The organism is Streptomyces sp. NPDC088097 (genome assembly GCF_044741845.1).
In the GTDB taxonomy this organism is placed as follows: Bacteria; Actinomycetota; Actinomycetes; order Streptomycetales; family Streptomycetaceae; genus Streptomyces.
On the sequence record NZ_JBIUTJ010000018.1, the window covers coordinates 56468 to 69671 of the forward strand.

A 13204-nucleotide genomic window follows, 5' to 3' on the forward strand; every position below is an offset into this window, starting at 1 on the left:
AGAGTAGCCGTCAGTGCAGCGGGAGGAGCATCGTGATGTCGTCGCGGTCGTCGCCGGGGGCCACCCGGATGGCGTCCGGGACGCGGCCGACCTCCTTGTAGCCGCAGGACGCGTAGAAGTGCTCCAGGCCGTGGCCGCCCCGGCAGCCGAGGCGCAGGGCGTCGATGCCGTCGAGGGTGCGGGCGGCGTCCTCGGTGGCGGCCATCAGGGCGCGCCCGAGACCGCGGCCCTGGTGGGCGGGGTGGACCATCACCGTGTACACCCACAGCCAGTGGCGCTGGAGGTGGTGCACGTTGTGGGCGAGGAAGGACGTGGCGGCGACCCTGCCGTCCTCGTCGTGCCCGACGAGCAGCCGCATGCTGCCGTCGGCGACCTTCGCGAGCTGTCCCACCAGCGCGGGGCGGACGTCGGCGGCCGTGACGGGCGGGACGAAGCCGACGGCCCCGCCGGCGTTGGTGACGTCCGTCCACAGGTCCAGGATCCCGTCGCGCAGGGCGGCGTCGATGCTGGGCTCGAAGGTGAAGGTAAGGGTCATTGCCTCATCGTAGCCATTACCTCCGACACCGGGCCACGCAGAACCCCGGCCCGCCGACGAGCGGCGGACCGGGGTTGCGTGGAGCGGTGGGCGCGGGGCGCGACGTCAGAGGCGCATCGCCTGCGGGGTCTCGCGCAGGTCGACCTCCGGGCCGTCGTACTCGCGGATGATCTCGTAGCGCGTGTTGCGCTCGACCGGACGGAAGCCCGCCTCGCGGATCAGGTCGAGGAGGTCCTCGCGACCCAGCTTGTTCGGCGTGCCGTAGTTGTCGGCGTCGTGCGTGATCTTGTACTCGACGACCGAGCCGTCCATGTCGTCCGCGCCATGCTGGAGCGCCAACTGGGCGGTCTGCACGCCGTGCATCACCCAGAAGACCTTCACGTGCGGGACGTTGTCGAAGAGCAGGCGCGAGACCGCGAAGGTCTTCAGCGCCTCCGCGCCCGTCGCCATCGTCGTGCGCGCCTGGAGCTTGTTGCGGACCTTGCCGTCCTTCATGTCCACGAAGTCGTGCTGGTAGCGCAGCGGGATGAAGACCTGGAAGCCGCCGGTCTCGTCCTGGAGCTCGCGCAGCCGCAGCACGTGGTCCACCCGGTGGCGCGGCTCCTCGATGTGCCCGTAGAGCATCGTGCTCGGGGTCTTCAGGCCCTTGGAGTGCGCCAGCCGGTGGATGCGCGACCAGTCTTCCCAGTGGGTGCGGTGGTCCACGATGTGCTGGCGGACCTCCCAGTCGAAGATCTCCGCGCCGCCACCGGTCAGGGACTCCAGACCGGCCTCGATCAGCTCGTCGAGGATGTCGGAGGCCGACATCCCTGAGATCGTCTCGAAGTGGTGGATCTCGGTCGCCGTGAACGCCTTCAGCGAGACGTTCGGCAGCGCCTCCTTGAGGGCGGACAGCGAGCGCGGGTAGTACCGCCACGGCAGCGTGGGGTGCAGCCCGTTGACGATGTGCAGCTCGGTGAGGCTCTCGTTCTCCATGGCCTTGGCCAGGCGGACGGCTTCCTCGATGCGCATCGTGTACGCGTCCTTCTCGCCCGGCTTGCGCTGGAACGAGCAGTACGCGCAGGAGGCGGTGCACACGTTCGTCATGTTCAGGTGACGGTTGACGTTGAAGTGGACCACGTCGCCGTTCTTGCGCGTGCGCACCTCGTGGGCGAGGCCGCCCAGCCAGGCCAGGTCGTCCGACTCGTAGAGGGCGATGCCGTCCTCACGCGTCAGCCGCTCGCCGGAGCGGACCTTCTCCTCCAGCTCGCGCTTGAGCCCAGCATCCATGCCGGTGTCTCCTCTTAAGTGTCCCGTCCTGCGTGCAACCGCCACCCACCGTACTCTCAGCCCTCCTCGGGCAGCGCCCCGACCCGGTTCTCCCACTTCGTGGAGAGCACGATCGTGGTGCGGGTGCGCGAGACGCCCTTGGTGCCGGAGAGCCTGCGGATGATCCGCTCCAGGCCGTCCACGTCGCTGGCACGCACCTTGAGCATGAAGGAGTCGTCGCCGGCGATGAACCAGCAGTCCTCGATCTCCTCCAGGTCCTTCAGCCGGCGCGCCACGTCCTCGTGGTCGGCGGCGTCGGAGAGGGAGATGCCGATCAGGGCGGTGACGCCCATCCCGAGCGAGGCCGAGTGGACGGTCGCGCGGTAACCGGTGATCACTCCCGCCGTCTCCAGGCGGTTGATCCGGTCGGTGACGCTGGGGCCGGAGAGGCCCACGAGACGGCCCAGCTCCGCGTACGAGGCACGACCGTTCTCGCGAAGTGCCTGGATGAGCTGCCTGTCCACCGTGTCCATTACGTGGAGCCTTCCATTATTCGGCGATCCTGCAAGTCTAGGTATAGAATCTAAGGCATGCAGGGTCAACACCCTGCGAATCTTTTCAGCAGATCAATGATGATCTTCACTTCAGGAGTGGTTCACCGTGTACACGATCGAGATGGCCTACGCGCACATGCGACAGCTTCAGGAGCTGGCCAACCGATCCCGCACCGACCAGCCCGCCGCAGCGCACCGCGTCGACAAGACCCGCAAGCCGCGCTCGGCGAAGAAGCGCTAGTCACAGCCCTACTCACCACGGGGGCGGGAGCTTCCCAGCTCCCCCTCCCAACGGCGGTACAGCCGGTGCGGCACACCTGCCGCATCGAGCACCCGCCCCGCGACGAAGTCCACCAGGTCCTGGATGTGCGTCGCACCCGCGTAGAACGCCGGAGAGGCGGGCAGCACGACCGCGCCCGCCTCGTCCAGCGCCACCAGGTGCTTGAGCGTCTGACCGTTCAGCGGGGTCTCCCGCACCGCGACCACCAGCCGGCGCCGTTCCTTGAGCGTGACGCTCGCGACCCGCTGGAGCAGGTCCTTCGACAGCCCGAGCGCCACCCCCGCCACACAGGCCGTGGACGCCGGGACGATCAACATCCCCTTCACCGGGTACGAGCCCGAACTCGGCCCGGCCGCCAGGTCGCCGGCGCCCCAGTACCGCACCCCGTCGAGGTCGAGCCCCGCGAACGTCCCCGGCTTGCCGTCGGCGCCGCGCCCCAGCCACTCGGCCAGGTCGGCCCGCCAGTGCGCGTCGCGGAAGGCGATGCCCGTCTCGTCCAGCAGGGTGAGCCGCGAGGCACGGCTCACCACCAGGTCCACGCTCTCGCCCGCCGCCAGCAGACCCCGGATCACCGAAGCCGCGTACGGCGTCCCCGACGCCCCGGAAACCCCTACCACCCAAGGGGTGCGCTTGCCGTCAGTCATACCTCCGAGCCTATCCGGCCACGGAGCCGAGGCACTCGGTGAGGCGACCGCACGTCCCAGGGGGTGGGACGGCGACCTTCCGGCCACCGGCCGCCGCCGCGCGCGCGGTGGCGGGAGACGGCCGCAGGGGCCGGCTAGACCGTCAGGCCGCGGACGATCAGGTCCAGCAGGGCGCAGACGAACAGCGCGATGCCGATGAAGCCGTTGACCGTGAAGAAGGCCCGGTTGAGCCGGGAGAGGTCGTGCGGCTTCACGATGGTGTGCTCGTAGAGGAACGCCGCGACGACGACCAGCAGGCCGAACCAGAACAGCGGCCCCGCGTCGGTGGCGACGGCGTACCAGGCCAGCAGGCCCGTGGTCACCACGTGCGCACCCCGCGCGCCCCACAGGGCGGCCGGGATCCCGAAGCGCGCCGGGACGGAACGGACGCCCTCCGCGCGGTCGGCCGCCACGTCCTGGCAGCCGAAGATCAGGTCGAAGCCGCCGATCCACACGCCGACGGCCAGGCCCAGGATCACCGCGTCCCCGGACCACTCGCCGGTGACGGCCAGCCAGGCGCCGACCGGCCCCATCGCCTGGGCCAGGCCCAGGATGGCGTGCGGGAAGTCCGTGAACCGCTTCCCGTACGGGTACACGACCATCGGGACGACGGCGAGCGGCGCCAGCATCAGGCAGAGCGGGTTGAGCAGCGCGGCCGAGCCGAGGAACACCGCGAGCGCGACCCCCGCCCCCGTCCACGCCGTACGCACGGACACCGCGCCGGTGACCAGTTCGCGCCCGGCGGTGCGGGGGTTGCGGGAGTCGATCTCCCGGTCGATGATCCGGTTCGCGGCCATCGCGAAGGTCCGCAGGCCCACCATGCACACCGTCACCAGCGCCAGCGTGCCCCAGTGGACGGTGCCGTCGAGACGGAACATGGCGGTGAGCGCGGCGATGTAGGCGAAGGGCAGCGCGAAGACCGAGTGCTCGATCATCACGAGCCGCAGGAAGGCCTTCACCTTCCCGCTGGTCTCCGGCGCGGATCCGGACCCGAGGACGCCCTCGGCGGCCGATGTCATCCGAGGGACCTCCGGAACTGTTCGAGTTCGGCGCGCAGGTCGGTGACCGACTGCGGGCCGATCTCCACCTCCAGCGCCGGCGTCCCCTCGGACGGCGGTGGGACGACGGCGGCCAGGAAGGCGAAGCCCTCGCCCGCGGGCCGGCCGTCGAGGCGCAGCACGTCGTGCGCGGCCACCGTCAGCACGAGCGTGAACGCGGCCTCCGGGTCGGCGGTCGCGGCGAGCAGCCGGTCGGCGAAGGCGGCGGCGTCGGCGGTGGAGAGGTCGTTCAGGGCGATCTCCCGCCCCTCCCCGTCGGTGCGGTCGGCGATCAGCTGCCACAGGTCGGACGGTCCGGCGAACTCCTCGGGGGTGACACCGGCGCGCTCGGCGGCCTCGCGGACCTCCGGCTGGGCGGGGTCGATCGAGGGGCGCACCAGGGCGACACAGGGGGTGTCACTGCCGATGAAGAGGGCGGGACCGCCCACGGCGATGGGGCTCACAGGCCGTACTCCTTCCAGCGGCGGTCCACGAGGGCCGCCGTCGCGGGATCGGACTCCACCATGTCGGGCCAGCCGCCGTCACGCGTGTAGCCCTCCTCCGGGAGTTTCTTCGTGGCGTCGATCCCCGCCTTGCCGCCCCAGAACTGCTGGTACGAGGCGTGGTCCAGATGGTCGACGGGTCCCTCGACCACGGTGAGGTCGCGGGAGTAGTCGGTGTTGCCGAGCGCGCGCCAGGACACCTCGTGGAGGTCGTGGACGTCGCAGTCCTTGTCCACCACGATGATCAGCTTGGTCAGCGACATCATGTGGGCGCCCCAGATGGCGTGCATGACCTTCTGCGCGTGTTTCGGGTACTTCTTGTCGATCGAGACGATCGCGCAGTTGTGGAAGCCGCCCGACTCGGGCAGGTGGTAGTCCACGATGTCCGGCACGATGATCTTGAGCAGGGGCAGGAAGAACCGCTCCGTCGCGCGGCCCAGCGGCCCGTCCTCGGTCGGCGGCCGGCCGACCACGATGGACTGGATCAGCGGGCGCTTGCGCATCGTCACGCAGTCGATCTTCAGCGCGGGGAAGGGTTCCTGCGGGGTGTAGAAGCCGGTGTGATCGCCGAAGGGGCCCTCGGGGAGGGTCTCCCCGGGCTCCAGCCAGCCTTCGATGACGACCTCGGCGTTGGCCGGCACCTGGAGCGGGACCGTCTTGCAGTCGACCATCTCGATGCGCTTGCCCGCGACGAACCCGGCGAAGAGGTACTCGTCGATGTCGCCCGGCAGCGGCGCGGTGGAGGCGTAGGTCACGGCGGGCGGGCAGCCGAAGGCGATGGCGACCGGCAGCCGCTCGCCGCGCGCGGCGGCCACGGCGTAGTGGTTGCGGCTGTCCTTGTGGATCTGCCAGTGCATGCCGATGGTGCGCTTGTCGTGGCGCTGGAGGCGGTAGAGGCCGAGGTTGCGGACGCCCGTCTCGGGGTGCTTGGTGTGGGTGAGGCCGAGGTTGAAGAAGGACCCGCCGTCCTTGGGCCAGGTGAAGAGGGCCGGCAGCCGGTCCAGGTCCACGTCGTCGCCGGTGAGGACGACCTCCTGGACGGGCGCGGACTCGCCCTTCACCTTCTTCGGCGGCACGTGGACCATCGAGCCGAGCTTGCCGAAGGCCTCGCGGACTCCGATGAAGCCCTGGGGCAGCTCGGGCTTGAGCAGGCCGCCGATCTTCTCGCTGATCTCGGCGTACGACTTCAGGCCGAGGGCCTTGAGGAGGCGGCGGTCGGTCCCGAAGACGTTCATGGCGAGCGGCATCGCCGAACCCTTGACGTTCTCGAAGAGCAGGGCCGGACCGCCGGCCTTGTTCACTCTGTCGACGATCTCCCCGACTTCCAGGTACGGGTCGACTTCGGCCTTGATGCGCTTGAGGTCGCCCTCCCGCTCCAGAGCCCGGAGCAGCGAGCGGAGATCGTCGTAAGCCATGGGGCCCAGTATCCGTCACCTACTACGCTGGGAACGTCACCGGGGCCCGAGGCGGTCCCGCCGCCACTGCCCGGGAGTCGGTCCCACACCGTGTTGCGCTATCTGCCCTTCCTGCTGATCCTCGCGCTGACCATCTACGCCTTCATCGACTGCCTGAACACGCCGGAGGAGGAGGTCAAGCACCTCCCCAAGGTGGTGTGGGTGCTCATCATCCTGCTCTTCTCGATCGTCGGTCCGGTGGTGTGGCTCTTCGCGGGCAGGAAGCGCTCCTCGGTCGGCGGCCCGGGCGCCGGCGGCCGGTCGCGCCGCGCGCAGTGGGTGGCGCCGGACGACAACCCGGAGTTCTTGGACTCGCTGCGCGAGGAGCGCAAGGAGCGCACGGAGCGCGAGGAAGCGGACGACGAGGGCGAGAAGGACGAGAAGGACGGCAAGGGAACCAACGGCTGACCCGGTCGTCCGACCCGGCCGGCCCCGCACGCCGTACGAAGGCCCCGCGCCCGCCGGTGCGGGACGCGGGGCCGTTTCCGTACGGGTGCCGTTACTTCTTGACCTTGGTGAGGTGCACCGCGGCGATGTCGCTCGCGCTCACCCCGACCTGGTAGTCCGTGTCGTACCCGGTCGCGGTCACCTTGACCTCGACGTCACCGGCCTGGAAGGGCGTGGTCCCCGTGGGGTCCGCCTCGGCGCTCCACGCGACGGGCGCTCCCGGCACGCAGTTCACCGAGGTCGCGTAGGAACCGCGGATCAGGATGTTCCGCTTGACCTGGGTGACCAGGCCCGACACGTCGACACGGACGGGCTTGTTGCAGGTCACCTCGCCCTTGACGGTGGCCCGCCCGTTGAGGGCACTGGCCGTCCCGTCCACCGACACGCCGACACCGAGCGACAGCTCGACCGGGGGCGCCGGGTTCTTGATGTGCACCCGGCCGCGCAGGGCCGCCGGGCCGCCCTCGCAGTGCTGCTCGTACGTGGCGTCGAGGGCCTCGACGTAGCCGTTGGGGCCCCAGCTGATCTTCGAGATGGTGAAGGAGCCCGTCAGCTGGTTGCAACCGCGCCCGTTGCCGTCGTGGTTGAGACCCGGGGCGTTGCCCTCGTTGAACGGGTGGCGCGTGGCGCCCTCGTACGTCCCGGCCTTGAGCTGCTGCCCGTCGGGCGCGGCGAGCGAGATCGACCACCAGTCGCCGTTGGTACCGCTGACGTTGACGTCGACCAGGCCGCGCGCGGCCGAGCCGACCACCTGGATGCGGTCCGTGTCGGCGGCGTAGGAGTAGCTCCGACCGCCGCTGATGTAGTCCCCCTCGTCACCGTCGAAGGCGACGGTCCCCTCCGTCACCGGTTGCGCGTGGGCCGCGCCCGCCGTCAGCAGCCCGCCGGTGAACAGGGCCAGCGTGAGCCCGAGCCCGGTGACCGTGCGTGCCACGACGTTTCTCGCCTGTCGCTTCAAAATCGTTTCCCCCGTGTGCCGCGTGAACGTCCGGGCGACGGACCGCCGACCGGCTCCGGAGTCTGGCAAGGGGGGATTTCGGCGACAACTTGTTTTAGTGATGGCCCAGTTGACGAAGGCGCGGGGGCCGCGCCCGGTGGGTCGGGGCCGGGCCGTGCGTGGTCATCGGGCCCAGGGCAGGACGCGGGTGCCCTCGGTGCCGGTGACGGTGGCGACCCCGTCCGCGCGCATCGCGACGTACGCCTCGAAGGGCTCGACGGCGGTGATCTGTCGCAGCACGTCGGGCTGGAGCACCAGGGTCTGGCCGGCGGACACCTTCTCGGTGCGGCCGTCGCAGGTGACCTCCAGGGCGCCCGCGGTGAGCAGCCAGACCTGCTCGCGGCTGACGGAGTGCTCGGGGCCGGTGGACCCGGCGGCCATCTCGACGTGCCAGGTGCTGAGTTCGGAGCTGCCCCGGCTGGGGGCGGCGAAGCCGGTCATGGTGGCGTTCGGGGAGGCGGTGACGTTGTCGGGGGAAGAGCTGATCACGTGCAAGGCGGGCCTCGTCTTCTGGGTCGTAGTGAGTCAAGTTGCTTTACTCATCATGAGTAAAGCAGCTTGACCCGCTTGTGTCACCATGTTCGCGTGACCTCCCCCGCAGAAGACGCCCCCGCCGACCCCCCGGCGCGCGCCGCCGCCGCCCCCGCGCACGCGAACGTCGAGCTCGCCTTCCTGCTCGGCATCGGCTTCCAGTTGCTGCTCGGCGAGTTCACCCGCCGCCTCGCCGCCGCCGGCCAGAGCGACCTGCGCCCCGTACACGGCATGGCCTTCCAGGCGCTGCGCGGCCCCGGGGCCACCGCCACGGAGCTGGCCGAGCGGCTCGGGGTGACCAAGCAGGCCGCCGGGCAGCTCGTGGACGAGCTGGAGAAGCGCGGCTACGTCCGGCGCGCGCCGCACCCCGGCGGCGGGCGGCGCAAGCTCGTCGTGCTGACCCCCGCCGCCACCGAACACCTCGACGTCGCCGGCCGGGTCCTGCACGGGCTGGAAGCCGAACTCGGCACCCGCGCCGACCTCCCGGCCCTGCGCCGCGAACTATCCCACCTCATCGGCGCGCTGCACGGGGACGACGGCCTGCCGCCGCTGCGACCCGTGTGGTGAAACGCCGGAACCGCCGGACCGAATCCGTCCGGAAAGATGATTGAACGCGTTCAAGTCCCCTGTCACAATGGCCCCATGCCACCCTCACGGGCCCTGCGGAACACACGGAACACCGGCGGCCCACCGCGGCTCCGGATCGTCGACACGATCCTGCGCAACCTCCTCGCCTACGGGGTGCTCGTCTCCGCCCTGCTCGCCATGACCGGATGGGACCCCCGGAGCTACGCCGCGACCCCCGTTCCCGCCGTCTACGACGCCGACCTCTCCGAGATCGTCGGCACCTGGCGCTGCGTCGAGGGCACCGTGGTCGTCTTCCGGGCCGACGGCAGCTCCTCCGTCACCCTCCTCGACGGCCAGGAACGCGACTACGCCGCCGGCTGGCGGCTCTCCGGCCCCGCCCGTTGGCACCTCACCGAGGACCGGCGGGCGGGCCGCAACCTCGGCCAGCACCTGCGCCTGGTCCTCCCCGCCGCGACCGGCACGGCCACCCGCTCCGGCACCGTCACCAAGGCGCCCGGCCGGTACGCGTGGACCTTCGAACTGCGCCGCGACGAACGCCGGACTCTGGAGCTGTACTTCTTCCTCGACTCCGTGCACCAACGGGGCTCGTACGTGTTGGAGAAGGACGCGTAGACGCACGCGAAGCGGCCCGGACCGAGGAGGTCCGGGCCGCTTCGCGTGTGCGTGTGTGCGTGCGTGCGTGCGTGCGGTGAAAGCCTGTCGGCGGCTCAGACGCCCGCGTACGAGTGCTTTCCGCTGAGCAGGATGTTCACGCCGTAGTAGTTCCAGATCCAGCAGGCGAAGGCGAACAGGGCCAGGTAGGCGGCCTTGCGGCCCTTCCAGCCGGCCGTGGCGCGCGCGTGCAGGTAGCAGGCGTAGGCCACCCAGGTCACGAAGGACCAGACCTCCTTGGGGTCCCAGCCCCAGTAGCGGCCCCAGGCGTCGCCCGCCCAGATCGCGCCCGCGACGATGGTGAAGGTCCACAGCGGGAAGACGGCCGCGTTGATCCGGTACGAGAACTTGTCGAGCGAGGCCGCCGAGGGCAGCCGCTCCAGCACCGAGGAGCGGAAGCGGCCCGGGGTGCGGCCCTGCTCCAGGTGGCTCTCGTAGGAGTCGCGGAAGAGGTAGAGGACCGCGCCGGCCGCGCCGATGTAGAAGACGGCGCCGCAGAAGATGGCCGTGGAGACATGGATCCACAGCCAGTACGAGTGCAGGGCCGGGACCAGCTGGTCGCTGTCGGTGTAGAGCCAGGTGGTGGCGATGCCGAGGTCAAGCAGGACCGTCGTGATCAGGATCAGGCCGAGCCAGCGGACGTTCTTCTTCAGCGCCAGGAGGGCCAGGTAGGCGCCGACGGCGACCGTGGAGAAGGTCACCGAGAACTCGTACATGTTGCCCCAGGGGGCCCGCTGCACGGACATCGCGCGGGCGACCACGCCCGCGGCCTCGACGAGGAAGCCGAGCACGGTCAGCGAGACCGCGATCCGTCCGTACAGGTCGCCCTTCTCGGTGCCGCCGGCCGCGCCGGGGCCGTCCGGGACGTCCCGGGTGCCGGCGGCGGAGCGGGTGACGACCTGCGGCTTGTCGAGGACCGCGGTGCCGCCGCCCTGGTTCCGTACCAGGACGGCGGGACCGGCTGCGGCCCCGGCTGCGGCCCCGGACGTCGTCAGCGCGGCGGCCGTGCGGCCCACCTTGCTGCGGCTTCCGAAGACCCACTCGGTGATGTGCGCGAGGAAGGCGAGCGTGTAGACCGCCATCGACGCGTAGATCAGCTTGTTGCTGAGATCTGCCAGGCTCTCGTTGGTGGCGGCTGCGAGCAGCGTCATGCGCGCTCTCCTTCGTGGGCTTCTTCTGCTTCTGCGGGGGCCGCGGGATCTGCGGGATCCGCCGGGTCCGTGGGGTCTTGTTCGGGCGCGGGCGCCCGCTCGTACAGGGCGCCGGCCAGCGCCGACAGCTCCTCGGGCAGTTTGGCGGACTCACTGCGGCCGAGCCCGGCCATCTCCACGACGGTGACGCCGTCCTCGCCGCGCACCGCGCGGACCCAGATCCGGCGGCGCTGGATGAACAGGGACGCGGCCAGACCGCCGATGGCGGCGATGGCGCCCGCGAGGGCGAGGCCACTGGCGGGCTGCTGGGTGATGGAGAAGGTCGCCCAGCGCTCGATGCCCTCGAACTTGACGGTTCCCTCACCTCCCGGCAGCTCCATGGCCTCGCCGGGCAGCAGCCGCTTCTTGAACAGCTGCCCGTCCTCGCCCTTGAACTCCTTCAGCTTGGAGGTGTTCAGCTGGTACACGTTCTGCGGCAGGCCCGAGTCCACGCCGAGGCTGCCGTGGTAGGCGCTCAGCGCGAGGACCGGGAAGTCCAGGGCGGGGAACTGCGAGAGCATCGTGCCCTTGCCCTCGCCCGCGAAGGTCGGCACGAACATGGCGTTGAAGCCGAGCTGTTCCTTGTCGCCCTTCTTGTTGCGGTAGCCGTCCGGGACCTTGACGGCGCCGGAGGAGCTGAGGTTCGCGTCGAAGGGCAGCATCGGCACGGCGTCCTTGTAGACCACCTTGCCCGAGGGGTCGGTCACCGAGATGACGGGCGCGTAGCCGTGGCCCAGCAGGAAGATCTTGGAGCCGTCGATCTCCAGCGGCTTGTTGACCTCGATGTCGGTCTTGCGCGGCGCCCCCTCGGCGCCCTCGGTGTAGGTGACGTACGCCTTGAAGTCGCGCGGCGTGCCCTTCTGCGGGCCCGTCTTCTCGTACGTGGCGTCGAACTTGTCCAGGGTGAACGAGAACGGCGGCAGGTTGTCGGAGGAGAAGAGGCTGCCGGACTTGAAGTCGTCGTACTGGGTGAGCGTGTTCGAGAAGCCCTTGCCGCGCAGGACGAGCTTGCCGCCCTCCGACTTGAAGAGCTGACCGGCGGCGAAGGCCACCAGCATCACGATCAACGCGATGTGGAAGGCCAGGTTCCCCGCCTCGCGGAGGTAGCCCTTCTCGGCGGCGACGGCGTTGCCGCTCACGTCCGCACGGAAGCGGCGCCCGCCGAGGACGCCCTTGGCCGAGGCCAGCACCTCGTCGGGGGACTTCTCCGTACGCCACGTCGTGTACGCCGGGAGCCGGTCCAGCCGACGGGGCGCGCCCGGGGGGCGGCCGGTCAGCTGGCCGACGAACTGCCAGGTGCGCGGGATGATGCAGCCGATCAGCGACACGAACAGCAGGATGTAGATCGCGGAGAACCACACCGAGCTGTAGACGTCGAAGAGCTGGAGCTTCTCGGCCATCGGCACCCAGAACTCGTGGGTCCGCTTCCACTCCGCGACCTTCATCGCGTCGACCTGGGTCTGTGGGATGAGGGAGCCGGGGATGGAGCCCAGCGAGAGCAGGAACAGGAGGATCAGCGCCACCCGCATGGAGGTGAGCTGGCGCCAGAACCAGCGCGCCCACCCGAGCACTCCGATGCCCACGGGGGCGCCGGGGGCGTCCTCGACCGGGGCCGTGGAGAGCTGCGCTCCGGCGGCGGCGTCGGTGTCCGCCTCGGCGGTGGAGTCGTGCGGCGCCTCGGTGGACGCCTTGTCGGTCGTACTCATCAGCCTGTAGTCCTCAGATCCCCACCGTGAAGCCATTGGTCCAGCTCTGCATCTCCGACACGATGCTCGTCCACATTCCTGTGACGAGCAGCAGACCGGTCAGGATCAGCATGCCGCCGCCGATGCGCATCACCCACGCGTAGTGCTTCTTCACCCAGCCGAACGCGCCGAGCGCCTTGCGGAAGGCGATCGCGGTGAAGATGAACGGCAGGCCCAGTCCCAGACAGAACACCACGGTGAGCAGCGCGCCGCGGCCGGCCGTGGCCTGGTCGATGGAGAGCGTGTTGACCGCCGCGAGGGTCGGTCCCATGCAGGGGCTCCAGCCGACGCCGAAGAGCACGCCGAGCAGGGGCGCGCCGATCAGACCGGCCGCCGGCTTCTTGTGGAAGCGGAACTCGCGCATCGTCAGGCCGGGGATCAACCCCATGAAGAAGAACCCGAGGAGGATCACCACCCCGCCGAGCACCCGCGAGATGACGTCCTTGTTGGCGGCGAGGCTGTCCCCGAAGTAGCCGAAGAGCGCGCCGGTCGACACGAAGACGGCCGTGAACCCGAGGACGAACAGGCTCGCGCCCGCCACCATCCGGCCGCGGCGGGCCTCCGCGAGGTCGGCCCCGCCGACGCCGGTCACGTACGACAGGTAGCCGGGCACCAGCGGCAGGACGCAGGGGGAGAAGAACGAGACCAGTCCGGCCAGCAGCGAGAGCGGCAGGGCCAGCAGCAGCGCGCCGTTGAGGACGGTGGTGTTCACACCGGTGGATTCGGCGGCGAGGAGGTGCTCGACCACGAGGGCGCTCACC

Annotated in this window: 16 protein-coding genes; 4 read left to right on the forward strand and 12 right to left on the reverse strand. The window is 70.3% G+C overall.

What is annotated here, in order from left to right; genetic code table 11:
• Positions 1 to 10: 10 nt before the first annotated feature.
• The 3 genes from ACIOD1_RS31525 to ACIOD1_RS31535 all read right to left on the reverse strand — a co-directional run bounded on the left by ACIOD1_RS31525 (position 11) and on the right by ACIOD1_RS31535 (position 2316).
• Complete coding sequence (locus ACIOD1_RS31525; protein WP_365626358.1) at positions 11 to 535, reverse strand: GNAT family N-acetyltransferase; 525 nt, start codon at positions 533 to 535, stop codon at positions 11 to 13.
• Between the two features lie 105 nt (positions 536 to 640).
• Positions 641 to 1804 (reverse strand): aminofutalosine synthase MqnE, encoded by a 1164-nt coding sequence (gene mqnE / locus ACIOD1_RS31530; RefSeq protein ID WP_401906178.1) that lies wholly within the window; start codon positions 1802 to 1804, stop codon positions 641 to 643.
• A gap of 56 nt (positions 1805 to 1860) precedes the next feature.
• Positions 1861 to 2316, reverse strand: coding sequence for an Lrp/AsnC family transcriptional regulator (locus ACIOD1_RS31535; protein ID WP_365626352.1), 456 nt, complete (start codon positions 2314 to 2316; stop codon positions 1861 to 1863).
• Between the two features lie 127 nt (positions 2317 to 2443).
• Between ACIOD1_RS31535 and ACIOD1_RS31540 the strand changes: the two genes are divergently transcribed.
• Positions 2444 to 2578, forward strand: a complete 135-nt coding sequence (locus ACIOD1_RS31540; RefSeq protein ID WP_365626349.1) for a hypothetical protein — start codon at positions 2444 to 2446, stop codon at positions 2576 to 2578.
• Positions 2579 to 2586: 8 nt separating this feature from the next.
• On the opposite strand, the gene ACIOD1_RS31545 is transcribed toward ACIOD1_RS31540, so the two are convergent.
• From ACIOD1_RS31545 to ACIOD1_RS31560, 4 genes are all read right to left on the reverse strand, one after another.
• Positions 2587 to 3261 (reverse strand): UbiX family flavin prenyltransferase, encoded by a 675-nt coding sequence (locus ACIOD1_RS31545; RefSeq protein ID WP_365626346.1) that lies wholly within the window; start codon positions 3259 to 3261, stop codon positions 2587 to 2589.
• 134 nt (positions 3262 to 3395) lie between these two features.
• On the reverse strand, positions 3396 to 4319 hold the full coding sequence (gene mqnP, locus ACIOD1_RS31550; protein ID WP_365626343.1) for a menaquinone biosynthesis prenyltransferase MqnP: 924 nt from the start codon (positions 4317 to 4319) through the stop codon (positions 3396 to 3398).
• Positions 4316 to 4801: a hypothetical protein gene (locus tag ACIOD1_RS31555; protein ID WP_365626340.1), complete on the reverse strand. Its 486-nt coding sequence runs from the start codon at positions 4799 to 4801 to the stop codon at positions 4316 to 4318. The genes mqnP and ACIOD1_RS31555 overlap by 4 nt, the downstream gene beginning before the upstream one ends.
• Positions 4798 to 6255, reverse strand: coding sequence for a menaquinone biosynthesis decarboxylase (locus ACIOD1_RS31560; protein WP_365626337.1), 1458 nt, complete (start codon positions 6253 to 6255; stop codon positions 4798 to 4800). The genes ACIOD1_RS31555 and ACIOD1_RS31560 overlap by 4 nt, the downstream gene beginning before the upstream one ends.
• A gap of 90 nt (positions 6256 to 6345) precedes the next feature.
• On the opposite strand from ACIOD1_RS31560, the gene ACIOD1_RS31565 reads away from it, so the two are divergent.
• The gene (locus ACIOD1_RS31565; RefSeq protein ID WP_365626334.1) at positions 6346 to 6702 is read left to right on the forward strand and encodes a PLD nuclease N-terminal domain-containing protein; all 357 of its coding nucleotides are present in this window, start codon (positions 6346 to 6348) and stop codon (positions 6700 to 6702) included.
• 91 nt (positions 6703 to 6793) lie between these two features.
• Here ACIOD1_RS31565 and ACIOD1_RS31570 read toward each other — a convergent pair whose 3' ends face one another.
• Both ACIOD1_RS31570 and ACIOD1_RS31575 read right to left on the reverse strand, forming a co-directional pair.
• Positions 6794 to 7675, reverse strand: coding sequence for a hypothetical protein (locus tag ACIOD1_RS31570; RefSeq protein ID WP_401906184.1), 882 nt, complete (start codon positions 7673 to 7675; stop codon positions 6794 to 6796).
• A 186-nt stretch (positions 7676 to 7861) separates the two neighbouring features.
• A complete protein-coding gene (locus ACIOD1_RS31575) occupies positions 7862 to 8227 on the reverse strand; it encodes a cupin domain-containing protein (RefSeq protein WP_365626328.1) in 366 nt (121 codons plus the stop codon).
• 183 nt (positions 8228 to 8410) lie between these two features.
• Here ACIOD1_RS31575 and ACIOD1_RS31580 point away from each other — a divergent pair, with 183 nt between their 5' ends.
• Both ACIOD1_RS31580 and ACIOD1_RS31585 read left to right on the forward strand, forming a co-directional pair.
• Positions 8411 to 8836, forward strand: coding sequence for a MarR family winged helix-turn-helix transcriptional regulator (locus ACIOD1_RS31580; protein ID WP_401906246.1), 426 nt, complete (start codon positions 8411 to 8413; stop codon positions 8834 to 8836).
• Positions 8837 to 8911: 75 nt separating this feature from the next.
• Positions 8912 to 9469: a hypothetical protein gene (locus ACIOD1_RS31585; protein ID WP_365626325.1), complete on the forward strand. Its 558-nt coding sequence runs from the start codon at positions 8912 to 8914 to the stop codon at positions 9467 to 9469.
• A gap of 95 nt (positions 9470 to 9564) precedes the next feature.
• Here the strand turns inward: ACIOD1_RS31585 and ccsB are convergent, their stop codons facing one another.
• Genes ccsB through ACIOD1_RS31600 form a run of 3 tightly spaced genes read right to left on the reverse strand, consistent with a single transcriptional unit; the run spans position 9565 to position 13203 of the window.
• Positions 9565 to 10659, reverse strand: coding sequence for a c-type cytochrome biogenesis protein CcsB (ccsB, locus tag ACIOD1_RS31590; RefSeq protein WP_365626322.1), 1095 nt, complete (start codon positions 10657 to 10659; stop codon positions 9565 to 9567).
• Positions 10656 to 12404, reverse strand: coding sequence for a cytochrome c biogenesis protein ResB (locus ACIOD1_RS31595; RefSeq protein ID WP_401906188.1), 1749 nt, complete (start codon positions 12402 to 12404; stop codon positions 10656 to 10658). Before ACIOD1_RS31595 ends, ccsB begins: the two co-directional genes overlap by 4 nt.
• 13 nt (positions 12405 to 12417) lie before the next feature.
• A complete protein-coding gene (locus ACIOD1_RS31600) occupies positions 12418 to 13203 on the reverse strand; it encodes a cytochrome c biogenesis CcdA family protein (protein WP_401906191.1) in 786 nt (261 codons plus the stop codon).
• Position 13204 lies beyond the last annotated feature (1 nt).